Raw genomic sequence first — 26,342 nt, forward strand, 5'->3', positions numbered from 1 at the left:
TTCACCCACGAGGGCGCGAACGCGGTCACTTCCGGCCGGGTTGCGATCCACTCTTCGGCGGTCATCTCGGTAGTCTGTTCAGTGGACATTTCATCTCCTAGGTGTTGTGTTCTAGCCCTCGTCGTGTTGCACCACGGCGAGGGCTCTTCTCTTGCCGGCGCGTTGCCGGTAAGTCTCTACGCGAGCTCGGACATCCGTCTCGCAAGCTCTTCATCGCGGCCCGCAGTGTGCTGGTACCGCATCGCAGCCGCCACGGTCGAGTGCCCGAGTCGCGTCTGCAACTCCTTCAACGTGGCACCCGCCAGAGCGGCCCGCGTTGCCCCGTAATGCCGCAACGCATGGAACGGCATATCCTCGCGCCCCGCGGCCGTTCTAGCCCTATCCCAGTGGCGATAGAACGCCGTCTGCGCCAGATGCTTCACGCCATCGGAGGAGGGGAACAACAGTGACTCGGGGAAGTCCGCAGTGAAGTCACGAAGGTGATCGAGCACCACCGGGAACGTGTGTGGGGGGAGCGCGATGGACCGGACTCCCGCTTCTGATTTCGTCTTCCCGACCTGAAACCCGATGCCCGTGGTGTTGGTCACCGCCCGAGTGACGTTGACCACGATCGACTGCACGGCTCGATCCGGCCCGCGCACGATGACGAGATCCTTACGGCGAAGCTCAGTGAGTTCCCCATAGCGAGTGCCCGCCCATGCGGCGATGACGACCGCCGCGCGGAAGGATGGGGTGATCTCGTCGACGATCCGCTGCAGCTCAGCAGGTGTCGGCGGCTCGACGCGCTTACCCGTCGTCGCGTTCCCGCCACCGCGTATCTGGCACACCGGTTCTGCCAGCGCCTTCTGCTGCACGGCGGTTTTGGTGATCGACGCGAGCAGCCCATACGCCCGTGCGGTCTGCGTTTGGCTTCCGGTCGCAATCTGCTCCTGATACCACCGGGTCACTTTGTCGGCGGTGAGGGAACGGAGGGGGAGTACCGCCAAAGGCGCGAGAGGCCCGCCCTTGTCGCCGGGCTTGCTCGGGTTGGGTAGACGCAACATGCGCTCGTACTCGGCGCGCGTGCGTGCCCTCAGCGGCTCTCCGCGTCGATTCCTGCGCACGTCCATCCATCGGGTCGCGTACTCGCCCAGGGTGACGCTGCGATGCTCACGCTGCGCCTCAGCACTCTCTGCAGTCCATCGGCCGTCACGGATCGCGAGCCGCTGCGCTTCCAGCCACGCCTCAGCGGTGATCTTCTCCGGGAACAATTCGCCGGCGTCATACCGCCTCTTGTCGGGTCCGGTGTACCGGGCGCGGTACAGACCCGAGGGCAGGTACTCGATTTGACCCCACCGGCGCGGTGCCTTCTTGCGTGCCATTCGATGTTCCTCGCTGAGTCATGGGCTGAAACGTGGGCTGAGCCATGGGCTGAGATGTCCCGTTGCGTCTTCCAGTGACCTTAACATGACCCGCCCACATCCGCGCAATACCGGGCGAAAGTCGCTACATTATGCGGATCATGACAGTGACACAAATACTGGTTCGATCCCAGTATCGCGCACAGACAGAGACCCCCGGACGAGTCCGGGGGTTTTCTCGTTCCCGGGGCGTCGGCGGGTCGCGCGTGTTGCCGCTCGATCCGCCGAGCGCAACCCCCTCTTCCATGTCGCACAACGTGATTACGTTCGCTGGCATGACCACAGGGCAGATGCAGCAGGCGATCATTCTGATCGATGACGACGACAGCATCCCGCTGGAACGCGACCAGGACATCGGCGATCTGAAGACGCGCATCGAAGAGGCCGCGGCTCAGAGCCGGTTCGTGGACTTCCGCACCGCCGAGGGGGCGGAGGTGTCGGTTCTGCTCTCGCCGCACAGCCGGGTCCGGATCGCTGTGCTGCCGCCGCGTCTTGAGGCGCTCGACATCGAGCAGCCCAGCGGATTGGACTACCTCCCGGCCGACCTCCTGTAGCCGTCGATCCACGCCGATCAGCGCGCCCGCCGCATCTGCTCGTACGCGGCGAGCGCCGCCTTGCGCGTCTCGCCGAGATCGACGATGGGCTCGGTCGGCGCATCGCGGGCCCACTCGCGGATGTAGTGGCCGTCGCGATCGAACTTCTTCGCCTGCAGCTCGGGGTTGAAGACCCGGAAGTACGGAGCGGCGTCCGCGCCGGAACCGGCGACCCACTGCCAGTTGAACGAGTTGGCGGCGTCGTCGGCGTCGACCAGCGTGTCCCAGAACCATTCCTCGCCCCGACGCCAGTCGACGAGCAGGTTCTTGATCAGGAACGACGCCGTCACCATCCGGACGCGGTTGTGCATGAAGCCGGTGTGCCAGAGCTCGCGCATCCCGGCATCCACCAGGGGGATGCCCGTCTCGCCGCGCTGCCAGGCTGCCAGGTGCGTCGGCTGGAGGCGCGGCCACGGGAACGCGTCGAACTCGGGGCGCAGGTTGCGGGTCGCGAGCTGCGGGAAGTGGAACAGCGTGTGCCAGGCGAACTCCCGCCAGCCGATCTCGGAGAGGAAGCGTCCGGCGCCCTCATGCTCGGTCGCCGCGTGCCACACGGTGAACGGGCTCAGCTCACCCCACCGCAGGCGCGGCGACAGCAGCGACGTGTTTCCCGCCGCCGGCTCGTCGCGGGTGGTGTCGTAGCCCCGCAGATCCTCGCGGAGGAACGAGCGCAGCCGTGCACGCGCGGCGGGCTCGCCCGGCTCCCACGTCTCGCGCAAGCCCGCCGCCCAGTCCGGCCGGCTCGGCAGCAGCGACCATCTGTCGAGCTCGTCGGACGCCGGCACGCGAGTCGGACCGCGCAGTTCGCGCGGCTCCGGCAGGGGAGCGCGCGGCGCCGGAAGGGCCAGGCACGCGCGCCAGAACGGCGTGAACACCGAGAAGTGCGTGCCGCCTCCGGTGCGCACGGTCCACGGCTCGAACAGAAGGGATGCCGCGAACGAGCGCACCTCGACGCCTCCCTCGCGCAGGCTCGTCTTGATCTGCGTGTCGACGTCGCGCTGCGGACCGCCGTATCGGCGGTTCCAGAACACCGCACCCGCGCCGGTCTGCGCGACCAGCTCGGCGATCGCCGAGGCCGCGGCGCCGCGGCGCAGCACGAACGCCCCGCCGCGCTCGATGACCCGATCCCGCAGCGACACGAGCGAGTGATGCAGCCACCAGCGGGCGGCGCCGCCGAGGCTGCGGAACTCGGGCGACTCCTCGTCGAGGACGTACACGGCGATCACCGGCTCACCGCGCTCGACCGCTGCCCGAAGCGCGGGGTTGTCCGCGAGGCGGAGGTCGTCGCGAAACCACACGATCGAGGGGGACGTCATGCGCTCAGCATTCCAGACGATGCGGCCGGATGGTGCGCGTCGCACGCTTCGACTCGCGCCGTCAACCCCCTACGGTCACGGCAACGCGACCCCGTACCGTCGGGGTATCGGAGCTCGACTGAGCTCCAGAACCGAAAGGAGCGATCATGAATCCTCTTCTCATCATCATCGCGGTGATCGCGATCATCCTGGCGATCACGGGCGGGCTGGTGCAGTCCCTGAACTTCCTGCTGTGGGTCGGACTGGTCCTTCTTGCGCTCGCGGTCATCGCGTGGCTCATCAGGGCGGTCTCGGGTCGTAACACGAGCGTGTGACCTCCGACCCCGCGTCGATCGTCAACGGGTAGGCGGTCGGCGCCCGGCCCCGGTCGCGGAGCAGATGCTCTCGCACCGGGGCCTTCTGCATGCCACGGCGGATGCGGGATGCCGGGATCCGGCGGCGTAGACTTCACGACATGGAATCCGCGTCGACCGCTCTCGTGACCTCTGTCACCGGTGTCGTCGCGCGAACTACGCAGGCCTGAGCGGGCAGGGCGCGACTCGCGCCTGCAGCTGAGTCGTCCTCTTCCATCGTCTACCTGGAGAATCACGTGTCAGACATCGCCCAGCCCCGTGCAGACAAGCGCGACGGCTTCGCCCTGTTCACCGATCGTTCCGTCGTCGCCATGCGCGTGAACGGCGAGCTGAAGGATCTCGCGGCGACCGTCGCCGACGATGACGTCGTCGAGCCGGTCACCATCGACAGCCCCGACGGGCTCGCAATCCTGCGTCACTCCACGGCGCACGTGCTGGCCCAGGCCGTGCAGCGGATCCGCCCTCAGTCGAACCTGGGCATCGGCCCGCCCATCACCGACGGCTTCTACTACGACTTCGGCGTCGAGGAGCCGTTCACCCCGGAGGATCTCAAGGCGATCTCGAAGGAGATGCAGCGCATCATCCGCGAGGGTCAGCGCTTCACCCGCCGGGTGGTCAGCGAAGACGAGGCCCGCGCGGAGATGGCGGGCGAGCCGTTCAAGCTCGAGCTGATCGACCTCGCCGGCGGCCCCGGCTCGGGCGCGGACGCGGCCGAGGGGGCGTCCGCGGAGATCGGCGCCGGTGAGCTGACGATCTACGACAACGTGACCAAGGACGGCGAGGTCGCCTGGAAGGATCTCTGCCGCGGTCCGCACGTGCCCAGCACGCGCATGGTGGGCAACGGGTGGGATCTCACCCGTGTCGCCGCCGCCTACTGGCGCGGCAGCGAGAAGAACCCGCAGCTGCAGCGCATCTACGGCACGGCGTGGCCGACGAAGGACGAGCTGCGCGCCTATCAGGAGCGTCTGGCCGAGGCCGAGCGTCGCGACCACCGCAAGCTCGGTGTCGTGATGGACCTGTTCTCGTTCCCCGACGAGATCGGCTCGGGTCTCGCGGTGTTCCACCCCAAGGGCGGCATCATCCGCTATGAGATCGAGGAGAACCTGCGGCGCCACCTGCTGCGCAACGGCTACGAGGTGGTGAACAGCCCGCACATCACCAAGAAGGATCTGTTCATGACCTCGGGTCATCTGCAGACCTACGCGGACGGCATGTTCCCCCCGATGCACCTCGATGAGGCGCGCGACGAGGAGGGCAACGTCACCCGGCAGGGCCAGGACTACTACCTGAAGCCGATGAACTGCCCGTTCCACAACCTGATCTTCCGATCGCGTGGGCGCAGCTACCGCGAGCTTCCGCTGCGGATGGCCGAGTTCGGCACGGTGTACCGCTACGAGAAGAGCGGGACCCTTTCGGGCCTCACGCGCGTGCGCGGGCTCACCCAGGATGATGCGCACATCTACGTCACCCAGGATCAGGTGCGCGAGGAGCTCGCGACGAATCTGAACCTCGTGCTGACCCTGCTGCGCGACTACGGGCTGAACGACTTCTACCTCGAGCTGTCGACCAACGAAGAGGGCAACGACAAGTTCCTCGGCGATCCCGAGCAGTGGACGACGGCGATCGACACGCTGCGCGAGGTCGCGCTCGAGTCGGGGCTTGAGCTCGTCGCCGACCCCGGGGGAGCGGCGTTCTACGGCCCGAAGATCTCGGTGCAGGCCCGTGACGCGATCGGGCGCACCTGGCAGATGTCGACGATCCAGCTCGATTTCAACCAGCCCGAGCGCTTCGAGCTGGAATACACGGGCCCCGATGGGCAGAAGCACCGGCCGGTGATGATCCACCGCGCGCTGCTGGGATCGGTCGAGCGCTTCTTCGCGATCCTGCTCGAGCACTACGCCGGCGACTTCCCGCTGTGGCTGGCGCCCGTGCAGGTGATGGGCGTGCCCGTCGCCGATCAGTACGCCGAGTACCTCGACGGCGTGATCGCACAGCTGCGGGACGCCGGGGTGCGCGCCGACGTCGATCACTCCGACGATCGGATGCAGAAGAAGATCCGCAACCACACCACCGCGAAGGTGCCGGTGATCCTCATCGCGGGCGAGCAGGATCGTGCCGCGGGCACGGTCTCGTTCCGCTTCCGCGACGGGTCGCAGGAGAACGGGGTGCCCATCGCGGATGCGGTGTCGCGCATCCGTTCGGCGATCGCGGCCCACGCCCGCGTCATGACCTCGGAGGATCTGGCTTGAGCGAACTCGAGGACGGCAGCCGCCTGGTCGGAGTGCCAGACGAGTTCCAGCGGCTGTGGACCCCGCACCGGATGGCGTACATCCAGGCGGGGCCGCAGCCGCTGCGCGACGAGTGCCCGTTCTGCGAGGCGCCGAAGCATCCGGACGAGGAGCGGCTGATCGTGGCCCGCGGCGAGACCGCCTTCGTCGTGCTCAACCTGTTCCCGTACAACTCGGGTCACCTGCTCGTGTGCCCGTATCGCCACATCGGCACGTACGATCAGGCGACACCGGAAGAGGTCGCGGAGATCGGCGCGCTCACACAGACCGGGATGCGGGTGCTGCGCGAGGTCTCGCGCTGCGACGGCTTCAACCTGGGCATGAACCAGGGGGAGGTCGCCGGTGCCGGCGTGGCCGCGCACCTGCACCAGCACATCGTGCCGCGCTGGGCGACCGACGCCAACTTCTTCCCGATCATCGCGAAGACCAAGGCGCTGCCGCAGCTGCTCGACGATATCCGCGAGGCCGTCGCGAACGCCTGGCCGCGCTGAGCGCGGTGGCGTGCTGCGTCCGCGCCGGCGTCAGCGCACCTGACGCGCGGTGAACTGCATCCGGGGGTTCGCGTAGGCCTCCTGCGACTCGACGAGACGCAGTTCGCGGTCGCCCGAGTCGAGAGTGTTCTGCAGCAGATCGAACACGCTCGACACGGTGCGCTCGAGGGCGAGTCTCGCGTCACCCGTCGACGTGTAGTGCGCGGTGAACAGCGCGGCCGTCACATCGCCCGACCCGTTCGCCTTCATCGGCAGGTGCGGGGTGGACACCAGCCAGGCGCCCTTGCCGTCGGCGGCGAGCATCTCGATCGTGCCCTCCTCGCGGTCGGGGCGCTCGACCGAGGTCACCAGCACGGTCGACGGACCCATCGCCATCGCGGCGTCCACCGAGGCGAGCGTGGAGTCGAGGTCCGACGGCTCGGTGCCGGTGAGGAAGCCCAGCTCGAACTGATTCGGGGTGATGATGTCGGCGACGGGCACGACCCTGTCGCGCAGCAGCACGGGGATCGCCGGGGCGACGAAGCAGCCGGACTTCGCGTTGCCCATCACGGGGTCGCAGGCGTACACGGCATCCGGGTTGGCGGCCTTCACGCGAGCGACCGCATCGATGATGACGTCGGCGATGCCCTCGCCACCCTGATAGCCGCTGAGCACCGCGTCGATCTGGCCGAACACGCCGCGCTCCTCGATGCCGGTGATGACCTCGCGCACGTCGGTCGGATCGATCATCGGCCCTCGCCACGCCCCGTAGCCGGTGTGGTTCGAGAAGTTCACCGTGTACACCGGCAGCACATCGACGCCGATGCGCTGCAGCGGGAAGACGGCGGCCGAGTTTCCGACGTGGCCGTGCGCGACGGCCGACTGGATCGAGAGGATCTTCATCCTGTCATCCTCTCACTGCGGCCGCGGCCAGATCGTCGACGAGGCGGGCTGTCTCGGCATCGGTCAGGTCGTGCACGGTGAGCCGAAGGTGGCGCGACGGACCGGCGGTCTCGTCGAGCAGGAACTCGTCGCCGGGGCGAGCGAGCCACCCGCGACGCATCAGCCGCTCGGCGGCCGCGCGGGCGGTGGTGTCCAGCTGAACCCACAGGCTCAACCCGTCGGTCGAGACGGTGCGGATGCCGCGCGCGGCGAGCGCGTCGGTGAACGCGGCGTTCCGGGCGGCGTAGTGCTCGGCGGCGCGGGCGATGCGCGCTCGCACGTCGGCGTCGGTGAGCTGCGCGTGCGCGAGTCGCTGCAGCAGGTGACTCACCCACGTCGTACCGGGGCTGAGACGCATCGCCAGCCGCTCGGCGGTGGTGGGATCGGTTCCCGCCAGGGCGAGGCACATGTCCGGCCCGAGGAACTTCGACACGGATCGGATCAGCGCGTAGCGCCGATGCGCCGGTCCGATCAGCGACGCGTACGGATGCCGGGAGAGCAGGGAGAAGTGGTCGTCTTCGATGATGAGCACGTACGGGTGATCAGCGAGCACCGCCCGCAGCGCCGCGGCGCGTGCGGGGGACAGGCTCACCCCCGTCGGGTTCTGCGCCCTGGGTGTGCTGATCACGGCACGGACGCCCGCGTCGAGCGCGGCGCGCAGCCCGTCGACGGTCATGCCCTCCTCGTCGACCGCGACGGGAACCGCCCGGTAGCCGCCGAGGCGCACCGTGTGGATGCTGGAGAGGAAGCACGGATCCTCCAGCGCGACCGCATCGTCGCGCGTGAGCGCCTGCGCGAGCAGGCGCTCGACCGCGTCGACGGCGCCGCTGGTGACGACGACGTGCAGGTCGTCGCGGGGGAGGTCGGCCAGCATCCACTCCCGCGTCCACTGCTCCAGACCGGCATCGATCACCGGTTCGCCGTACAGCACCGGGCGGCCGACGATGCGCCCCAGCGCGGGCGTCGGGTCGGGGATGAGTGCGGGGTCGGGGTTGCCGGATGCCACGTCGCGCAGCACCGTGTCGGCGACGCCCTCCTGCGCGACGGGCGCGCCGCCGGAGATGACCGTGCCCGCGCGTCCTCGCGAGACCACGAGCCCCGCCTGCGCGAGCTGCCGATAGGCCGCGACCGCGGTGTTGCGGTTCACTCCCAGCGTCGCAGCGAGCTCGCGCACCGACGGCAGCGCATCGCCCGGTCGCAGCGCTCCGCGCTCGCGCAGCCCGCGCACGCTGTCGGCTATCTCGGCAGCGGAGGTCCCGGTGATCGTGGCGTCCATCGTCCTGATTCTATGGTGCTATCGTTTGGCATAGGCCAAAGTGCGGATTGTCACAACGAGGAGTGATCATGGCAGCCACCGACCAGAACCCGACCACCGGATCCCAGCGTGTGAAGCGCGGTCTCGCCGAGATGCTCAAGGGCGGCGTCATCATGGACGTCGTCACGGCCGAGCAGGCGAAGATCGCCGAGGACGCCGGGGCCGTCGCCGTGATGGCGCTTGAGCGCGTGCCCGCCGACATCCGTGCGCAGGGCGGCGTATCGCGGATGAGCGACCCCGACATGATCGACAGCATCATCGATGCCGTCTCGATTCCGGTGATGGCGAAAGCCCGCATCGGGCACTTCGTCGAGGCGCAGGTGCTGCAGGAGCTCGGGGTCGACTACATCGACGAGTCCGAGGTGCTCTCGCCGGCCGACTACGTCAACCACATCGACAAGTGGCCGTTCACCGTGCCGTTCGTCTGCGGTGCCACGCACCTCGGCGAGGCGCTGCGTCGCATCACCGAGGGCGCGGCGATGATCCGCTCGAAGGGCGAGGCCGGCACCGGCGACGTCTCCGAGGCGATGAAGCACATCCGCAAGATCCGCGGCGAGATCGCCGCGCTCGGCGCCCTGTCGAAGGACGAGCTGTACGTCGCCGCGAAGGAGCTGCAGGCTCCGTACGATCTGGTCGCCGAGATCGCCGAGACCGGTCAGCTGCCCGTCGTGCTCTTCGTTGCCGGCGGTGTCGCCACTCCCGCTGACGCCGCGATGATGATGCAGCTCGGTGCCGACGGCGTCTTCGTCGGGTCTGGCATCTTCAAGTCCGGGGATCCGGTCGCCCGCGCGAAGGCGATCGTCAAGGCGACCGCCTTCTACGACGACCCGAAGGTGATCGCCGAGGCGTCGCGCGGCCTGGGCGAGGCGATGGTCGGCATCAACGTCTCGGACCTGCCCGCTCCGCACCGTCTCGCCGAGCGCGGCTGGTGACGACGGCCCGCGTCGGGGTGCTCGCGCTGCAGGGTGACGTGCGCGAGCACGTCACCCTGCTCGAGCGCCTGGGGGCCGAGGTGGTGCGCGTGCGCCGCCCCGAGGAGTTCGCGTCCGTCGGAGGGCTGGTGATCCCCGGCGGCGAGTCGAGCGTCATCGACAAGCTCACCAGGATGTTCGGGCTCGCAGAGCCGATCCGTGCCGCCATCCGCGAGGGCATGCCCATGTTCGGCACCTGCGCGGGACTGATCATGCTCGCCGACCGGCTCGTGGACGCGATCGACGGGCAGCAGACCTTCGGCGGCCTCGACGTGACGGTGCGGCGCAACGCCTTCGGTCGTCAGGTCGACTCGTTCGAGGGGCCGGTCGTGGTGCCGGCGTTCGGCGGCGAGCCGGTGCATGCCGCGTTCATCCGCGGTCCGGTGGTCGAGACGGTGGGTCCGGATGCCACGGTCCTCGCGTCGCTGGACGACGGCACCGTCGTCGCCGTCGAGCAGGGGAACCTGCTCGGCATCAGCTTCCACCCGGAGATCTCCGGCGAGACGCGATTCCACCGGCGGTTCCTGGCGCGGGTCGCGGCGCGTACCTGAGGGGCATCCCGCGTCATTCGATAGAATGGACGACGCCCTGGAGGCGACTCCGGGCGCAGACGACGAGCGGAGACATATGTCCGGGCATTCCAAGTGGGCCACGACCAAGCATAAGAAGGCGATCATCGACTCGCGCCGTGCCAAGTCGTGGGCGAAGCTCATCAAGAACATCGAGGTCGCCGCGAAGCTCGGCGGACCCGATCAGGCCGGCAACCCGACGCTCTTCGACGCGGTGCTCAAGGCCAAGAAGATGTCGGTCCCGAAAGACAACATCGACCGCGCGGTGAAGCGCGGTGCGGGCATCGGCGGCGAGGCCGTCGAGTACACCTCGATCATGTACGAGGGCTACGGTCCGAACGGCGTCGCCCTCATGATCGAGTGTCTGACCGACAACAAGAACCGCGCTGCGGCTGAGGTGCGCACCGCGCTCACGCGCAATGGCGGAAGCCTCGCCGATCCCGGGTCGGTCGCCTACAACTTCACTCGCAAGGGCGTCATCGTCGTCGGCGGAGAGGGCACCACCGAGGACGACGTGATGATGGCGGCCCTCGAGGCCGGGGCTGAAGAGGTCGAGCCGCACGCGGAGGGCTTCCAGGTGATCGCCGAGGCGACCGATCTCGTCGCCGTGCGCACGGGCCTGCAGGAGGCGGGCATCGACTACGACTCGGCCGACATCGAGTTCGTGCCGAACCTGAAGGTCGAGATCGACGCGGACACGGCGCGCAAGGTGTTCCGCCTCATCGACGCGCTCGAAGACAGTGACGACGTGCAGAACGTGTTCGCGAACTTCGATCTCACCGCCGAGGTGCAGGCCGAGCTCGAGAGCGACGACGAGGAGTAGTCCTGCGACCGGCTCGGCGCCCCCGCGGGGAGCCGAGCAGCCACGACACCGGGAGGCCCCGGGCGCGCCTGCGTCCGGGGCCTCCCGCGTGCTCCTAGCCTGGGGGTGTGAGCTCTCTGCGCGTCCTCGGCATCGATCCCGGCCTCACCCGGTGCGGCATCGGGATCGTCGACGTCGACCGATCGCGCCGGGCCTCTCTCGTCCACGTGGGTGTCGTGCGCACCCCCGTCGACGCCGACCTGTCGACACGGCTGGCTGCGGTCGCCGCCGGCATCCGCGCCGCGATCGACGAGCACCGGCCCGGAGCGGTCGCCGTGGAGCGGGTCTTCGCCCAGCACAACGTGCAGACCGTGATGGCCACGGCCCAGGCATCCGGCGTCGCCCTGCTCATCGCCGCGGAGGCGGGGCTGCCGGCCGCGACCCACACTCCCAGCGAGGTGAAGGCCGCCGTCACCGGGTACGGCTCGGCCGACAAACGTCAGGTGCAGTCGATGATCGCGCGGATCCTCCGGCTGGATGCCCCACCGCAGCCCGCGGACGCCGCCGACGCGCTCGCGATCGCCCTCTGCCACGCGTGGCGTGGCGGCGCGGCCGCGGCGGCCCTGGGCGGGAGCCTCACCCCGGCGCAGCAGGCGTGGGCGGACGCCGAACGTGGGGCGCGTGCGCCCTCGCGATCCCCTCGCGCCCGTGTCGGTCGAACGGATGTACGACCTGCTCGATAGGCTGGCCGCATGATCTCGTCTCTGCGCGGCATGGTGCTGCACGCCGACTCGACCCACGTCGTCATCGAGACCGGTGGGGTCGGGTTCTCGGTCTTCGTCCCCGCGGATGTGGCGCACACGGCGGTGGTCGGCGACGAGCTGCAGCTGCACACCAGCCTGATCGTGCGCGAGGACGCGCTCACCCTGTTCGGCTTCAGCGACCGCGACGAGCTCGAGATCTTCGGTCAGCTTCTCAGCGTCACCGGCGTCGGACCGAAGTCCGCCCTCGGCGTGCTCTCGCACCTCACCGTCGACCAGATCGCGGAGGCGGTCACCGCGGAGGACGACGCTCCGTTCCGGCGCGTCTCCGGGATCGGACCGAAGACCGCGAAGCTCATCGTGGTGCAGCTGGCCGGCAAGGTGCAGCCGCGCGTGGCATCCGCCCCTGCCGGAGCCCCCGCCACCGCGACCGTCGATCAGGTCGCCGCGGCGCTGGTGGGACTCGGCTGGTCGGAGAAGGTCGCCGCCGAAGCCGCGGCGCAGTCGGCGGAGGACGCCACCGACGCCGAGCGCGAGTCGGTTCCGGCGCTGCTGCGCCGCACGCTCGCCGCCATGGGACCGGGGGTCAAGCGTGGCTGACACCTCGCGGGAGGCGGGTGAGGCGCTCGACGAGACGGAGCTCGCGATCGAGGGCGCCCTGCGTCCCAGCAGCCTCGACGAGTTCGTCGGGCAGCCGAAGGTGCGCGGTCAGCTGCAGCTGCTGCTGCAGGCCGCGCACATGCAGGAGCGACCGGCCGACCACATCCTGCTCGCGGGCCCGCCTGGGCTCGGCAAGACCACCCTCGCGATGATCGTCGCACATGAGAGCGGCCGTCCGCTGCGTCTGTCCAGCGGGCCCGCCATCCAGCACGCCGGAGACCTCGCCGCCCTGCTGTCGAGCCTCACGCCGGGGGAGGTGCTGTTCATCGACGAGATCCACCGGATGGCGCGCTCCGCGGAGGAGATGCTGTACCTCGCGATGGAGGACTTCCGCATCGACATCATGGTCGGCAAGGGCGCGGGCGCCACGAGCATCCCGCTCGAACTCGCACCCTTCACCCTGGTCGGCGCGACGACCCGCTCGGGGCTGCTGCCCAACCCGCTGCGCGACCGCTTCGGCTTCACCGGACACCTCGAGTTCTATGACGACGACGACCTCGAGCGTGTCATCGCACGGTCGGCGAACGTGCTCGGCGTGCGGCTGCCGGACGACTCGCTCAGCGAGATCGCGCGACGCTCCCGCGGCACCCCCCGCATCGCCAACCGGCTGCTGCGCCGGGTGCGCGACTACGCCCTCGTGCACGGCGGAGGGGCGGCGGCGTCCATCGCCGACGTGAAGGCCGCACTCGAGCTGTACGACGTGGACGCGATCGGACTCGACCGGCTCGACCGTGCCGTGTTGGACGCACTCGTGCGGCGGTTCCGCGGCGGCCCGGTCGGACTCAGCACCCTCGCCGTAGCGGTCGGCGAGGAGGCCGAGACGGTCGAGAGCGTCGTCGAGCCGTACCTCGTGCGCATCGGCTTCCTCGGCCGCACGCCGCGCGGGCGGATCGCCATGCCCGAGGCGTACCGGCATCTCGGCATCGTGCACCCCGACGGTGTGGCATTGTTCGATGACCTATAATCGCTGAAGCCTCCCCGAACTCTTGTGCGCTCATCGGCGTGCGCTCTCTGAAAGGTCCTCTCCCATGGAACTCATCCTCTTCGGTCTTCTCGGCGTGATGCTCGTGTTCATGTTCCTGAACACCCGCAAGCGCCAGAAGCAGATGAAGGAGCAGCAGGAGGAGAAGGCCACCAAGACCGTCCCCGGCGTCAAGGTCCTGCTGCAGGGCGGCCTGTACGGCACGGTCGTCTCCTACGACCCGATCGACCTCGACAAGCCCGCGCAGATCGAGATCGCACCCGGCGTAGTCATCGAGGTGCACAGCCAGGCCATCCTCCGCCTCGTGGAGGAGACCGCGGAAGACGACGCGGTCGTCGACGCACCGGCGACGGACGTCGACGACGCCCTCGCCCACGACCGGGCTGACGGCATCGAGTCGATCAAGGTCGAGACGCCGGAAGAGACCAAGGCGCGCCTCGAGCGCAACGACGAGAACTGACGCGCCCGCACCGGCACTCACTCGAAAGCGGAACTCCGTGGCATCATCATCCCCGACTCGCCATGCCTGGCGAGTCCTCCTCGGCCTGCTCATCGTCACGGCCGTGCTGTTCGGCATCAATGCGCTCGGCGTCTACGTCTTCAAGACCGACGCCGGGGAGCCGGCCAGCTCCTGGGCTCCTGAGCTCGCACTCGACCTGCAGGGCGGAACCCAGATCATCCTGGGTGCGGAGTCGCCCGACGGCGCCGCGCCCACCGAGGACCAGCTGAACCAGGCCGCCGCGATCATCCGCCAGCGTGTGGACGCCTCCGGTGTGGCCGAGGCCGACATCACCACGGAGGGCGGCCGCAACATCGTCGTCCAGATCCCCGGCGCCGCCGATCAGGCGACGCGGGATCGCATCCAGGCCAGCGCGAAGCTCGAGCTGCGCCCGGTGATCCTGGCGACCGACCCGGCGACCTCGTTCGTCGGCGAGGACGGTCAGGAGACGGCATTCCCGACCCCCGACGACGCCATGAACGCGACGCCGACCGCCGAGCCCACCGACGGATCGGACCCCAACTGGGCGACCGAGCGGCGCATCGCCGAGCTGCAGGCCTACGACTGCTCCGCGGAGCGCGATTCGACGAACGCGCCCGAGGACGAGCCGCTGATCGCCTGTGAGGAGAACGGCAGCGCCAAGTACCTTCTCGGGCCGGTGGAGCTCGACGGCACCGTGATCGACGACGCCACCGCCGGGCGCGAGCAGCAGAGCGGCCGCTGGACGGTCAACCTCGTCTTCGACGCCAAGGGCACCGAGATCTTCGGCGAGGTCAGCCAGCGGCTGAACGCCAACCGTCTCGCGCAGCAGTCGCCGCGCGACCAGTTCGCGTTCGTGCTCGATGGCAAGGTGCTCTCCGCGCCGACCATGCAGGCGGTCATCCTCAACGGCAAGCCGAGCATCTCGGGCAACTTCACGCAGGAGAGCGCGAAGGCTCTCGCCGACCAGCTGCGCTACGGCGCGCTGCCGCTCAGCTTCACCGTCGAGAGCTCCGACACCATCTCGGCCACGCTCGGCTCGCAGCAGCTCGAGATCGGCCTGATCACCGGCCTCATCGGTCTCGGGCTGGTGGCCCTGTACTCGCTGATCACCTATCGCGCACTCGGGTGGGTGATCATGGCATCCATCGGCGTGATGGGTGTGCTGACCTACATCGTCATCGCGATCCTCGCCTGGCGGATGGGCTTCCGCCTCTCGCTCGCGGGCGTCGCCGGTCTGATCGTCTCGATCGGATTCACAGCCGACTCGTTCATCGTGTACTTCGAGCGGATCCGAGACGAGCTGCGTGACGGCAAGTCGATCGTCGCCGCCGTCGAAGACGGCTGGGGACGAGCGAAGCGCACCATCTACATCTCGAAGTCGATCAACGTGCTCGCCGCCGTCGTGCTGTACGTGCTGGCCGACGCCACGGTGAAGGGCTTCGCGTTCACGCTGGGCCTGACCACGCTCATCGACGTGTTCATCTTCGTGATCTTCACCCACCCCGTCATGCAGCTGCTCGCTCGCACACGGTTCTTCGGTGGCGGACACAAGCTGTCCGGTCTCGACCCCGATGCGCTCGGTGCGGTCTACCGCGGTCGCGCGCAGTTCCGCGACGTCCGCACCGGTTCGTCCGGGCGGGCCGCCCGCAACAAGGGCGCGCGCGGCGAGGCCGAGAAGCGGCAGACCATCGCCGAGCGCAAGCGCGCTGAGGCTCTCGCAGGATCCAAGGATGCCGGAAAGGACTCCGACGCCTGATGTTCTCCATGAATGAGTTCGGCAACAACCTCTACTCGGGCAAGACCTCCTTCCCGTTCGTCGGCAGGCGGCGTCTGTGGTTCATCATCGCGATCCTGCTGGTCGTCGGCTCGGCCCTGGTGCCGCTCGTGCGTCCCGTGCAGTTCTCGATCGAGTTCACGGGCGGATCCCAGTTCGTCGTGCTCGCTCCGTCGTCGACCGATCAGGGCCTGGCCACCGACGCGGTGCGCTCGGTCGTGCCGGATGCTGCGGCCAAGGTCGTCACGGTCAACAGCCGTGACGTGCGTGTGCAGACCGACCAGATGACACCCGGCGAGACGCAGGACGTCAAGGCTGCGCTCGCTGACGCGTACGACGTGAAGGCCGACGAGATCACGGATTCGTTCATCGGCCCGGCGTGGGGCGAGAACGTCACCCGTCAGTCGCTGTGGGGCCTGGCGATCTTCCTCGCGCTGACCTTCCTCATCCTGGCGATCTACTTCCGCACCTGGAAGATGTCCGCGGCCGCGATCATCGGCCTGCTCGACGTGCTGCTCATCACGGTGGGCGTGTACGCCCTCGCCGGGTTCGAGATCTCGCCCGCGGCGGTGATCGGGTTCCTCACGATCCTCGCGTACTCGCTGTACGACACCACGGTCGTGTTCGACAAGATCCGCGAGAACACGACGGAGGACGTCAATCAGACGTCGCGCACGTTCGGCGAGTCCGTGAACCTGGCGGTCAACCAGACGCTGATCCGCTCGATCAACACGTCGATCGTCGCCGCCCTGCCGGTCGGCGCGATCCTGTTCATCGGCTCACTGTGGTTCGGCGCCGAGACCCTCACCGACATCTCGCTGTCGATCTTCGTCGGCATCATCGTCGCCACCTACTCGACGCTGTTCGTCGCGGCGCCCCTCTACTCGCTGTTCCGCGAGAAGGAGCCGGACATCGTCGCACACGACGCCAAGGTGCACGAAGCGCGCGAGCGCGCTGTCGCGACGGTGTGATCGCCTCCGCGCGGTCGGGGAGCGCCTCGGCCGCGCGTAGGATGATCTGATCGGGAACGGGAGCAGATGATGGCGGATTCGCAGGCGTCAACGCAGGTGTCGAGCCTGCGCCGGCTGGTGCCTCGCATCTTCTCGCGCGCACCCAGGGTCAACGACCTCGACAACCTGATCCGCACCGTGCGGGCGAACCACCCGCGCGGTGACCTGCCCATCATCGAGCGCGCCTACCGGGTCGCCAGGGAGAAGCACGAAGGACAGTTCCGGCAGAGCGGCGAGCCCTACATCACCCATCCTCTCGCGGTGGCGCAGATCCTCGCGGAGCTCGGGCTGGGGCCTCGCGCCATCGCCGCGGCTCTGCTGCACGACACCGTCGAGGACACCGGCTACGCGCTCACCGAGCTGACGGCCGAGTTCGGCGACGAGGTGGCCATGCTCGTCGACGGCGTCACGAAGCTCGACAAGGTCAAGTACGGCGAGAGCGCGCAGGCCGAGACGGTGCGCAAGATGATCGTGGCGATGTCGAAGGACATCCGCGTGCTGCTGATCAAGCTCGCCGACCGCCTGCACAACGCCCGCACCTGGGGCTTCGTACCGCCGGAGAAGTCGGCGCGCAAGGCAAAGGAGACGCTCGAGATCTATGCGCCGCTGGCGCACCGCCTCGGCATCCAGACGATCAAGTCCGAGCTCGAGGATCTGTCGTTCGCCGTGCTGCATCCGAAGATCTACGCCGAGATCAACAGCCTCATCGCGCAGCGCACCCCGCAGCGAGAGAAGTACCTGCAGAGCGTGGTCGAGTCGATCAACGAGGATCTTCGCGAGCTGCGCATCCGCGGCAAGGTGGTCGGCCGACCCAAGCAGCTGTACTCGGTGTACCAGAAGATGGTCGTGCGCGGACGCGAGTTCGACGACATCTACGACCTCATTGGCATCCGAGTGCTGGTGGGCTCGGTGCGCGACTGCTACGCCGTGCTCGGTGCAATCCACGCCAGGTGGACGCCGTTGCCGGGCCGGTTCAAGGACTACATCGCCACCCCGAAGTTCAACCTGTACCAGTCGCTGCACACGACGGTCATCGGCCCGTCGGGACGCACGGTCGAGATCCAGATCCGCACGCACGAGATGCACCAGCAAGCGGAGTTCGGTGTCGCCGCGCACTGGATGTACAAGGAGCGGATGAACGGCGGGAAGGTCGATGCCCGGGCGACAGACGCCGACATGGCCTGGCTCGCGCACATCTCCGACTGGCAGGCCGAGACGGCGGACCCCAGCGAGTTCCTCGACTCGCTGCGCTTCGAGATCGGTGCGAAGGAGGTCTACGTCTTCACCCCGAAGGGGCGCGTCATCGGCCTTCCCACCGGAGCGACGACGGTGGACTTCGCGTACGCCGTGCACACCGAGATCGGGCACCGCACCATGGGCGCCAAGGTCAACGGTCGGCTGGTCCCGCTGGAGACCGAGCTGAAGAGCGGCGACGTCGTCGAGGTGTTCACCTCGAAGAACCCCGACGCGGGCCCCAGCCAGGACTGGCTGAGCTTCGTCAAGAGCACCAGGGCGCGCAACAAGATCCGTGGGTGGTTCACCAAGGAGCGTCGCGAAGAGGCGATCGAGCAGGGCAAGGAAGCCATCGCCCGCGCGATGCGCAAGCAGAACCTGCCCCTGCAGCGGCTCATGAACCAGGAGTCGTTCGCCGAGGTCGCCCGTCAGCTGCGCTACGAGGACGTCTCGGGCCTGTACGCCGCGGTCGGCGAAGGTCACGTCTCGACCCAGTCGGTGCTCGAGAAGGTCACCGCTCTCGTGGCCGCCGATGAGGACACCAGCACGGGCGCGATCGAGCTGCCCGGCCGGGCTCCCGCGCGCGAGGCGCGCACGAGCGACTCCGGTGTGCTCGTGCGCGGCGCATCCGACATCCTGGTCAAACTCGCCCGGTGCTGCACCCCGGTGCCCGGCGACCCGATCGTCGGTTTCGTCACGCGCGGCAGCGGCGTCTCGGTGCACCGTCAGGACTGCGTGAACGTCAAGGCCCTCGGCTCCGACCCGGAGCGCTTCATCGAGGTGGAGTGGGCGCCGACGACCAAGAGCGTGTTCCGGGTGCAGATCCAGGTCGAGGCGCTCGACCGATCGGGCCTGCTCTCCGACGTCACGCGCGTGCTCAGCGAGCACCACGTCAACATCCTCTCGGCCACCGTCTCGACCACGGACGAGCGTCTCGCCCTCAGCAGGTTCGTCTTCGAGATGGGCGACTCCGTGCATCTCGACCGGGTGCTCAACGCCGTGCGCCGCATCGACGCGGTCTACGACGTGTACCGCGTCACGACCTCCTGACTCGCCCACCTCTCCAGGATCCGCCTGGCGTGGTTGGCGCCCGGCCGTCTGCCCAGCGGGATGACCCGATCGCGAACCGCCTCGGCGAGCCCCGGGGTGATGCGGATCAGGGAGTGCAGCCAGAGCTCGTCCTCCGCGCTGCGCGCGGAGCTGAGCAGCAGCGACTCCGCGGTCGCCTCCGGCGTCTGCACCCAGACACCCGAGATCGATCTGACATCGTCGGCACACAGTCGTCTCTCGTGATGCACGACGCGGATCGACGGCGCGATGCGCTGACGGCTCGCGCTGATCCGCGACACGTGATGCACACCCGGGGGAGCGTCGCCGGCACCGTGCACCCACGCGGCGCTGATTCCGCTCACGGCGGTGCCCGGCGGGACGAGGGGTGACAGGCTCAGGGCGCGCGCACCCGCCCCCTCGATCGCGTCTGCGGGGATGTACCCCTCGCCGACTTCGACGACGTCACCGTCGAGGCGCGCGGCACTCAGCTCGGGAAGGCTCAGCCGGCCACCCGGACGGTAGAACAGAGCGGGATGCACGCTGAACAGTATGAGCCGCGACGCCCTGCTGGAGGGTGCCGCGGCTCATACTGTGGATAACGACGGATGCCGTGCAGCAGCTCGGGTCAGCCGCCGAGCGCGCTCAACCAGGCGCGACGTGCGGCCAGCGCCTCGGTGGCCTCCTTGACGGCGCGCTTGTCTCCGGCCTTCTCCGCGGCGGCGAGTTCGGCCTCGAGCTTCTCGATGGCGTCGAGCAGCTGCGAGCTCATGTCGTTCGCGCGAGCCTTCGTCTCGGGGTTGTTCTTCTTCCAGTCGACGTCCTCACGCGACTTGAGTGCCTGCTCGATCGAGCGCATGCGGTCGTCGAGCACGCGCTCCTTCTCGCGCGGGAAGATGCGGCCGACTTCATCCCACTCACGCTGGATTCGCGTGAGCAGGGCGCGAGCGCGCTTGAGGTTCGGCTCGTCGGCGACGGCCTTCGCCTCTTCGAGCAGCGCCTCACGGGCCTCGATCCGCGGAGCCGAATCGGCTTCTTCCGCGGCGGCCTGCTCGGCGCGTGCCGAGTACAGTGCGTCGCCCGCGGCCTTGAATCGGGCCCACAGGGCGTCGTCGGCCTTGCGGCCGGCGCGGCCCGATGCCTTCCACGCGTCGAGCAGATCACGATAGGCGGGGATGCCGTCGACACCGCGGGGGGCCAGCGCCTCGGCGCGCTCGACAAGACGGGCCTTCGCGTCACGCGCGGTGCGGTGGGCGTCATCGAGCTCAGAGAAGAACGCCCGGCGAGCCTTGTCGACCGTGGAGCGTGCATCGCGGAAGCGCTTCCAGAGCTGCTGTGCGACGCCCTTGGGCAGACGCGGCGCATTCTGCTGATGCGCCTGCCACGAGTCGAACAGCTCGGTCATCTCGGTGGTGACCTGCTTCCACTGCACCTTCGACAGGTCGCGGGCGGCGACCGCCTCGGCCTTCTCGACGATCTGCGTGCGCTCGGCGATGGCGGCGTCGAGCGCTTCCTTCGCGGCAGCGGACTCCTTCGCCGTGGCCTCGGCGAGCGACGCGAGCAGCGTCTCGATGCGCTCCCGCAGCGAGACCAGGTCACCGACCGCGGCCGCGTCCGTCGCCTCGCCCCGCAGGTGGGTGGCCTGCTTGGTCAGGTCGGATGCCGAGGCACCGCCGTTCTGCGCGCGGGTTTCGAGCGTGCCGAGCTTGACCGCGAGATCGTCGTACTTGCGTGCGAAGTACGCGAGCGCCTCCTCAGCCGTGCCGTCGGGGTACTGACCGACCGCACGCCAGTTCTCGCCCTCGCGCACCTCGACGGTGCCGTCCTCGGTCACGCGGCCCCACTCGGCGGCGTCCGATGCGATCGGAGCGACCACCGGAGCTGATGAGGCAGCCGGAGCGGCCGCCGGCATCGGCTTGCGCGGCGGTGCCGGCACCGGCGGACCGGGGACGGGCGGGGTGGGCGTGGGGGCGTCGTTGTCAGACACGATGTTCTCCTTGCGCGGTCGCTCCGCGGGAGGGGGAAAGGACGTTGCTCAGCCTAGTTCACTCACCCGGAGACTGCGTCGGGGTCGGGCTGAGCGGTGGGCTCGTGGAGGGGGCGGGCGACGGGGTCTCGACCGGCGTCGAGGTGGAGGTCGGGGCCGGGGTCGGCTCGGGTGCGGTCACCTGCGCGTGCACGACCTGGCTGGCGATGGCGCCGACGACGATCAGCGAGCCGGCCACGGTCGCGACGACGGTGTCTCTGCGCCGCCGACGGATCGTTCTGCTGTGCCACGCCGCTCGGGCGGCGTGGAGTCTGGTGCGCTCCGCCTCGGTTCTGAGCCGGGCGTCACGAGAACCACGGGCTGGCATCGGCTGTCCTCCTGATCGGGGTCGTGCTTGCGAGCCTACCGTCGCCGTCTCACATGCTTCGTTATGCGTTTGTGAGCGAATTGTTCGCTGCGCGTAACGCAGGGCCGCGGGTTCGCGAAACACACGTTGCGTAGCTTCGGGTCTGACGGAAGGGGGGCCGGATGGCAATTCAGAACACCACAGCCTCAGAGGTGCTCGTGATCGGCGCCGGGATGGTGGCACATCGCTTCGTGGACAGTCTGCTCAGCGGCGCCGACGCGGGGCGATCGGTGACCGTCATCGGCGAAGAAGGGCATCCGCCGTACGACCGGGTGGGTCTGACGTCGTTCTTCTCCGGGGCGACTGCGGAGGACCTCGCGCTCGACAGCGCGGTCCTCGCCGATGAGCGGGTCACCTACCTCGGCGACGACCCCGCGGTGCGGATCGACCGTGAGTCGCGAACGGTGAGCACCGTGTCCGGTGCGGTGCACTCGTACGAATCGCTCGTGCTCGCCACCGGCTCGTCGGCACCACGTGTTCCCGTCGAGGGCAACGATCTGCCCGGCTGCTTCGTGTACCGCACACTGGACGACGTCACGGCCCTGCGCACGCACGTGCAGGAGCGGTTCGCGGTGCTCGGGCGTCCGCTTCGAGGCGCAGTGGTCGGCGGCGGCCTGCTCGGCCTCGAGGCCGCCGGCGCCCTGCAGGGCATGGGCGTGGAGTGCACGGTCATCCAGTCCGCCGACCGCCTGATGTCCGCTCAGCTCGACGACGCGGGCGGTCGCATGCTGCAGCGCCTGATCGAGGCTCGCGGCGTCGAGGTGCGCACGCGCAGCCGCACGACGAGGATCGCATCGGACGATTCCGGCTGGGTGCGCCGGGTCGACTTCGAGCAAGGCGGACATCTTCCCGCCGATGTCGTCGTCTTCACCGTCGGCGTGCGTCCCCGTGACGAGCTCGCACGTGCCGCGGGAATCGCGGTCCACGCGAACGGCGGCGTGCTGATTGACGACGCGTGCCGCACCTCCGACCCGCGCATCCTCGCCATCGGGGAGGTCGCGAGCTTCGACGGGCGCTGCGTCGGGCTCGTCGCCCCTGGTTACGCGATGGCCGAGGTCGCCGCGAGCGGCCTGCTCGGCCGGCCCGCGGGCTTCCCCGGATACGACGACGCGACGAAGCTCAAGCTCTCCGGGGTCGACGTCGCCAGCTTCGGTGACGCGATGGCGACCACGCCGAACGCTCTGGACGTGGTCTACGCCGATCCGGTCGCCGGGGTGTACAAGAAGCTCGTGCTCTCGGATGATGCGCAGACGCTGCTCGGTGGCATCCTCGTGGGCGATGCCAGCGCCTACGGCGAACTTCGCCCGCTCGTCGGAGCCGCGCTGGGTGGCGACCCCGCCGCGTATCTGATGCCGGAGGAGCGAGCCGGGACGCCGACGCGCGAACTGCCCGACGCCGCAGTCGTGTGCTCGTGCGCCGACGTCACGGCAGGGCGCATCCGCACCGCGGTCCACGAGGAGGGCTGCGCCGACGCTGCGGCGGTGAAGGCCTGCACTCGTGCAGGTGCGACGTGCGGTTCGTGTGTCTTCATGGTCTCGAAGATCGTCGGAGCCGAGCTGGCCAAGACCGGCCGCACCGCATCGACCGCGCTGTGCGAGCACTTCGACATGTCCCGACGGCAGCTGTTCGACGCGGTCCGCGTCTCCGGGCTGACGACGTTCAGCACCGTCATTGCGCGCTTCGGACACGGCCGCGGGTGCGACATCTGCAAGCCCGCACTCGCGGGGATCCTGGCGGTGCTCGTCGGCGATCACGTGCTCGAGGGTGAGAACGCGACCCTGCAGGACACGAACGACCACGTCATGGCGAACATGCAGAAGGACGGCACGTACTCGGTCGTGCCCAGGATGCCGGGCGGCGAGGTCACCCCTGCCGGCCTCATCGCGATCGGCCGGATCGCCGACGAGTACGGGCTGTACACGAAGATCACGGGTGGCCAGCGCATCGACATGTTCGGCGCACGCCTGGAGCAGCTTCCCGAGATCTGGGGGCGGCTCGTCGACGCCGGATTCGAATCCGGTCAGGCCTACGGCAAGGCGCTGCGCACCGTCAAGTCCTGTGTCGGGTCGACCTGGTGCCGTTACGGAGTGCTCGACTCGGTCGGCATGGCCGTGCGTCTCGAGCTGCGCTATCGGGGGCTCCGCGCACCGCACAAGCTGAAGCTGGGCGTCTCGGGATGCGCGCGAGAATGCGCGGAGGCCCGCAGCAAGGATGTCGGCGTGATCGCCACCGAGCAGGGCTGGAACATGTACGTCGGCGGGAACGGCGGCTTCTCCCCTCGCCACGCGCAGCTGCTCGCGTCCGGCCTCGACGACGACGGGCTCATCCAGGCCATCGACCGGTTCTTCATGTACTACATCCGCACGGCCGACCGGCTGCAGCGCACCGCAGCGTGGTGCGAAGACCTCGAAGACGGTCTCGACGGGCTCCGCAGCGTCGTCTTCGACGACGCGCTCGGCATCTGTACCGACCTGGACGCGGCGATGGCGCGTCACGTGGATCGCTATGAGGACGAGTGGGCCGCCACCCTGCGCGACCCCGAGAAGCTGCGACGCTTCAGCTCCTTCGTCAACGCCGCCGACACCCCCGACCCCTCGCTCGCCTACGTCCCTGTGCGCGGGCAGGTGCGCCCCGCCACCGAGGCGGAGCGCACGGCGGGCGGCATCCTGATCGCCGGAACCACCCTGGAGGTGCGCAGATGACCATCGCCCACAGTCTCGACACGCTCGTCCGCGCATGCGCGCTGACCGATCTCGAGGTCGAGAGAGGGCGCGCCGCCCTCTTCGGCAAGACGCAGATCGCGCTCTTCCTGCTCGCCGACGGCACGGTGCACGCGGTCGCGAACCTCGACCCGTACAGCGGGGCGCAGGTGATGTCTCGCGGCATAGTGGGCACCCGCGACGGCGCCCCCACCGTCGCTTCGCCGATGCACAAGCAGGTGTTCGACCTGCGCACCGGTCTGTGCGTCGCCACCCAGGGACGGCCGCCCGCGACGCTGCGGGTATGGCCCGTGGTCATGCACGACGGCGACGTGCTCATCCACCTCGGGGAGCTGCGATGACGATGCTCGGCAGAGTGGACCTCGTCGGCGGCGGCCCCGGTCCGGCCGATCTGATGACGGTGCGCGCGGCGCGTCTCATCGCCGAAGCCGACGTGATCGTGTTCGACCGGCTCGGCCCGGCAGCCGAGATCGTGCAGGGACTCGACCCTCGCGTGCTGGTGATCGACGTCGGCAAGCAGCCCGGTCATCACCCGGTTCCTCAGGAGGAGATCAACAGGCTTCTCGTGATGCACGCGGCGGCCGGCCGCCGGGTGGTGCGTCTGAAGGGAGGCGATCCCTTCGTCTTCGGCAGGGGAGCGGAGGAGATGCAGGCGTGTCTCGTGGCGGGTGTGCCGGTCGACGTGACCCCGGCGCCGAGCAGCGCGATCGCCGTTCCGCAGGCGCTCGGCATCCCCCTCACGCATCGCGGCACGGCCGCCGCGTTCCACGTCACCACCGGGCATCGGGGCATCGACGCGACCACGCTCACGGCCATCGCGGATCCCCAGGTTACGACCGTCATCCTGATGGGAGTGACCGCGCTTCCCCGTCTCGTCGACACGGCACTGCGACACGGCATCGCACCCGGCACGCCGATGGCGTTCATCGAGAACGGCCACACGCGGCAGCAGCGCTCGATCCGCACCACCCTCGGCAGTGCGGCGGCGGATGCCAGGACGATGGGGCTGCGCAATCCCGCGGTCATCGTGATCGGCGACGTCGCGCGAGCCGGGCTGCTCGCACCGGTCCGGCCATCTCCGGTGCCCGTGGGAGCAGTGTCCGCGTGACGCCTGGCCGACTGCCGGATTCCGCTCTGGCGGGATGCGCGATCTGCGTCGTCGCCGATCGTCGCGCCGGCGATCTCGCCGTCGCGCTCGAACGTCGCGGCGCGACGGTGCAGCGTGCGCCCGCTCTCAGCATCCTGCCCGCCGCCGATGACGAGCTGCTCCTCGAGCGCTCGCGCGAGCTCGTCGCCCAGCCGCCCGACACCGTCGTGGTCACCACCGGGGTCGGGCTCCGCGGCTGGATGGATGCCGTCCACGAGCGCGACCTGCACCCGGAGCTGACCCACGCGCTGTCGCAGGCGAGATTCATCGCCCGCGGACCGAAGGCGCACGGAGCCATTCAGCAGGCGGGGTTCTTTGCCGACTGGGTGGCGAGCACGGAGACGTCCGCCGAGGTGGCGGAGCATCTCATCGCCCGCGGCGTGGAAGGTGAGCGGATCGCCGTGCAGCATCACGGCGCGGGCTCCGACGGACTGGACGAGCTGCTCACCGCACACGGCGCGACCGTCGTGCCCCTCATCGTGTACAGGTGGGGCCCGCCGCCGGATGCGGGCCTCGTGCGCCGCTCGGCTGAGCAGGCCGCCTCCGGAGCCGTGGACGCGCTGCTGTTCACGTCGGCGCCGGGCGCTGCGGAATGGCTGCGCATCGCCGAGATCGCCGGGTCGCTCGCCGCGATCCGCCGGCGCGCGGAATCCCGGCGGCTGCTGCTCGCCGCCGTCGGTCCGATCACCGCGGCGCCGCTCCGGGATGCCGGCCTGCGGACGGCGGTCGCCGCGCGCGGACGTCTGGGTTCGCTCGTGCGGTGCGTCGTGGAGCATTTCGCGGCCGGGGCGCCCTTCGCCACCACAGCGGCGGGCGCGCTCGAGGTGCGCAGCGGTGGTGCGCTGATCGGTGATCGCTTCGTGCCACTGTCCCCGGCATCTGCGGGTGTGCTCGGCGCACTGTTCGATGCCCGAGGGAGCGTTCTCTCGCGGGAGGAGCTGGGGCGAGTGCTGCCGCGGGGAGGCCAGAGTCCGCACGCCGTCGAGATGGCGGTCGCGCGTCTGCGCGTGGCGCTCGGCGACAGGCGCGCCGTGACGACCGTGGTCAAACGCGGGTACCGGCTGGCGCTCGACGAGCGGCTCTGAACACGGGCCGACGGCGCGGGCCCACGCGGG

The 26,342-nt window shown here is 69.3% G+C and carries 25 protein-coding genes; 18 read left to right on the top strand and 7 right to left on the bottom strand.

The features are described 5' to 3' along the window. Window positions 1–176: 176 nt before the first annotated feature. On the bottom strand, window positions 177–1,361 hold the full coding sequence (locus tag H9633_RS09340) for a tyrosine-type recombinase/integrase (RefSeq protein WP_191712993.1): 1,185 nt from the start codon (window positions 1,359–1,361) through the stop codon (window positions 177–179). A gap of 314 nt (window positions 1,362–1,675) precedes the next feature. Between H9633_RS09340 and H9633_RS09345 the strand changes: the two genes are divergently transcribed. Further along, window positions 1,676–1,954: a hypothetical protein gene (locus H9633_RS09345; protein ID WP_191712994.1), complete on the top strand. Its 279-nt coding sequence runs from the start codon at window positions 1,676–1,678 to the stop codon at window positions 1,952–1,954. A 17-nt stretch (window positions 1,955–1,971) separates the two neighbouring features. Here the strand turns inward: H9633_RS09345 and H9633_RS09350 are convergent, their stop codons facing one another. Further along, a complete protein-coding gene (locus H9633_RS09350; protein WP_191712995.1) occupies window positions 1,972–3,309 on the bottom strand; it encodes a cryptochrome/photolyase family protein in 1,338 nt (445 codons plus the stop codon). A 146-nt stretch (window positions 3,310–3,455) separates the two neighbouring features. Between H9633_RS09350 and H9633_RS09355 the strand changes: the two genes are divergently transcribed. The 3 genes from H9633_RS09355 (at window position 3,456) to H9633_RS09365 (ending at window position 6,441) form a co-directional block, all read left to right on the top strand. After that, window positions 3,456–3,623 carry a hypothetical protein gene (locus H9633_RS09355; protein ID WP_177243763.1) on the top strand — a complete coding sequence of 56 codons (168 nt, stop codon included), beginning with the start codon at window positions 3,456–3,458 and terminating at the stop codon, window positions 3,621–3,623. A gap of 350 nt (window positions 3,624–3,973) precedes the next feature. Beyond that, complete coding sequence (gene thrS / locus H9633_RS09360; protein WP_225211371.1) at window positions 3,974–5,911, top strand: threonine--tRNA ligase; 1,938 nt, start codon at window positions 3,974–3,976, stop codon at window positions 5,909–5,911. Further along, on the top strand, window positions 5,908–6,441 hold the full coding sequence (locus H9633_RS09365; RefSeq protein ID WP_071640362.1) for an HIT family protein: 534 nt from the start codon (window positions 5,908–5,910) through the stop codon (window positions 6,439–6,441). Before thrS ends, H9633_RS09365 begins: the two co-directional genes overlap by 4 nt. 30 nt (window positions 6,442–6,471) lie before the next feature. Here H9633_RS09365 and pdxY read toward each other — a convergent pair whose 3' ends face one another. Next, on the bottom strand, window positions 6,472–7,323 hold the full coding sequence (gene pdxY, locus H9633_RS09370) for a pyridoxal kinase PdxY (RefSeq protein ID WP_071640360.1): 852 nt from the start codon (window positions 7,321–7,323) through the stop codon (window positions 6,472–6,474). A 4-nt stretch (window positions 7,324–7,327) separates the two neighbouring features. Beyond that, on the bottom strand, window positions 7,328–8,638 hold the full coding sequence (locus H9633_RS09375; protein WP_191712997.1) for an aminotransferase class I/II-fold pyridoxal phosphate-dependent enzyme: 1,311 nt from the start codon (window positions 8,636–8,638) through the stop codon (window positions 7,328–7,330). A gap of 68 nt (window positions 8,639–8,706) precedes the next feature. Here H9633_RS09375 and pdxS point away from each other — a divergent pair, with 68 nt between their 5' ends. From pdxS to H9633_RS09425, 10 genes are all read left to right on the top strand, one after another. After that, window positions 8,707–9,609, top strand: a complete 903-nt coding sequence (gene pdxS, locus H9633_RS09380) for a pyridoxal 5'-phosphate synthase lyase subunit PdxS (RefSeq protein WP_071640355.1) — start codon at window positions 8,707–8,709, stop codon at window positions 9,607–9,609. Beyond that, complete coding sequence (gene pdxT / locus H9633_RS09385) at window positions 9,603–10,199, top strand: pyridoxal 5'-phosphate synthase glutaminase subunit PdxT (protein WP_191713084.1); 597 nt, start codon at window positions 9,603–9,605, stop codon at window positions 10,197–10,199. Before pdxS ends, pdxT begins: the two co-directional genes overlap by 7 nt. Window positions 10,200–10,275: 76 nt before the next feature. Further along, window positions 10,276–11,040, top strand: a complete 765-nt coding sequence (locus tag H9633_RS09390; protein ID WP_071640352.1) for a YebC/PmpR family DNA-binding transcriptional regulator — start codon at window positions 10,276–10,278, stop codon at window positions 11,038–11,040. Window positions 11,041–11,147: 107 nt separating this feature from the next. Continuing rightward, complete coding sequence (gene ruvC, locus H9633_RS09395) at window positions 11,148–11,762, top strand: crossover junction endodeoxyribonuclease RuvC (protein ID WP_071640350.1); 615 nt, start codon at window positions 11,148–11,150, stop codon at window positions 11,760–11,762. 9 nt (window positions 11,763–11,771) lie between these two features. Continuing rightward, window positions 11,772–12,380, top strand: a complete 609-nt coding sequence (gene ruvA / locus H9633_RS09400; RefSeq protein WP_191712998.1) for a Holliday junction branch migration protein RuvA — start codon at window positions 11,772–11,774, stop codon at window positions 12,378–12,380. Beyond that, on the top strand, window positions 12,373–13,404 hold the full coding sequence (gene ruvB / locus H9633_RS09405) for a Holliday junction branch migration DNA helicase RuvB (RefSeq protein WP_191712999.1): 1,032 nt from the start codon (window positions 12,373–12,375) through the stop codon (window positions 13,402–13,404). Before ruvA ends, ruvB begins: the two co-directional genes overlap by 8 nt. A 64-nt stretch (window positions 13,405–13,468) precedes the next feature. Next, window positions 13,469–13,882 (top strand): preprotein translocase subunit YajC, encoded by a 414-nt coding sequence (locus tag H9633_RS09410; protein WP_071640344.1) that lies wholly within the window; start codon window positions 13,469–13,471, stop codon window positions 13,880–13,882. A 37-nt stretch (window positions 13,883–13,919) separates the two neighbouring features. Then, on the top strand, window positions 13,920–15,659 hold the full coding sequence (gene secD, locus H9633_RS09415) for a protein translocase subunit SecD (protein WP_071640342.1): 1,740 nt from the start codon (window positions 13,920–13,922) through the stop codon (window positions 15,657–15,659). Next, on the top strand, window positions 15,659–16,648 hold the full coding sequence (gene secF, locus H9633_RS09420) for a protein translocase subunit SecF (protein ID WP_071640340.1): 990 nt from the start codon (window positions 15,659–15,661) through the stop codon (window positions 16,646–16,648). The genes secD and secF overlap by 1 nt, the downstream gene beginning before the upstream one ends. A gap of 69 nt (window positions 16,649–16,717) precedes the next feature. Next, window positions 16,718–18,970 (top strand): RelA/SpoT family protein, encoded by a 2,253-nt coding sequence (locus H9633_RS09425; protein WP_071640338.1) that lies wholly within the window; start codon window positions 16,718–16,720, stop codon window positions 18,968–18,970. Here H9633_RS09425 and H9633_RS09430 read toward each other — a convergent pair. The 3 genes from H9633_RS09430 to H9633_RS13040 all read right to left on the bottom strand — a co-directional run bounded on the left by H9633_RS09430 (window position 18,940) and on the right by H9633_RS13040 (window position 21,192). Beyond that, window positions 18,940–19,509 (bottom strand): hypothetical protein, encoded by a 570-nt coding sequence (locus H9633_RS09430; protein WP_071640336.1) that lies wholly within the window; start codon window positions 19,507–19,509, stop codon window positions 18,940–18,942. The two genes, H9633_RS09425 and H9633_RS09430, sit on opposite strands and share 31 nt — an antisense overlap. An 86-nt stretch (window positions 19,510–19,595) precedes the next feature. Beyond that, a complete protein-coding gene (locus tag H9633_RS09435; protein WP_318247249.1) occupies window positions 19,596–20,954 on the bottom strand; it encodes a DUF349 domain-containing protein in 1,359 nt (452 codons plus the stop codon). 58 nt (window positions 20,955–21,012) lie between these two features. After that, window positions 21,013–21,192 carry a hypothetical protein gene (locus tag H9633_RS13040; protein WP_225211365.1) on the bottom strand — a complete coding sequence of 60 codons (180 nt, stop codon included), beginning with the start codon at window positions 21,190–21,192 and terminating at the stop codon, window positions 21,013–21,015. Window positions 21,193–21,482: 290 nt separating this feature from the next. Between H9633_RS13040 and nirB the strand changes: the two genes are divergently transcribed. From nirB to H9633_RS09460, 4 genes are read left to right on the top strand one after another with little or no spacing between them, the layout of a single operon-like run. Then, entirely contained in the window at window positions 21,483–24,062 is a 2,580-nt protein-coding gene (gene nirB, locus H9633_RS09445) for a nitrite reductase large subunit NirB (protein ID WP_191713001.1), read from the top strand. Continuing rightward, window positions 24,059–24,421, top strand: a complete 363-nt coding sequence (gene nirD, locus H9633_RS09450) for a nitrite reductase small subunit NirD (protein ID WP_071643690.1) — start codon at window positions 24,059–24,061, stop codon at window positions 24,419–24,421. Before nirB ends, nirD begins: the two co-directional genes overlap by 4 nt. Continuing rightward, window positions 24,418–25,188 (top strand): uroporphyrinogen-III C-methyltransferase, encoded by a 771-nt coding sequence (cobA, locus tag H9633_RS09455; RefSeq protein WP_071643689.1) that lies wholly within the window; start codon window positions 24,418–24,420, stop codon window positions 25,186–25,188. Before nirD ends, cobA begins: the two co-directional genes overlap by 4 nt. Continuing rightward, entirely contained in the window at window positions 25,185–26,312 is a 1,128-nt protein-coding gene (locus H9633_RS09460) for a uroporphyrinogen-III synthase (RefSeq protein WP_318247250.1), read from the top strand. The genes cobA and H9633_RS09460 overlap by 4 nt, the downstream gene beginning before the upstream one ends. Window positions 26,313–26,342: the final 30 nt, after the last annotated feature.

The sequence above is a fragment of the Microbacterium commune genome, assembly GCF_014836945.1.
GTDB classification, from domain to species: Bacteria; Actinomycetota; Actinomycetes; order Actinomycetales; family Microbacteriaceae; genus Microbacterium; species Microbacterium commune.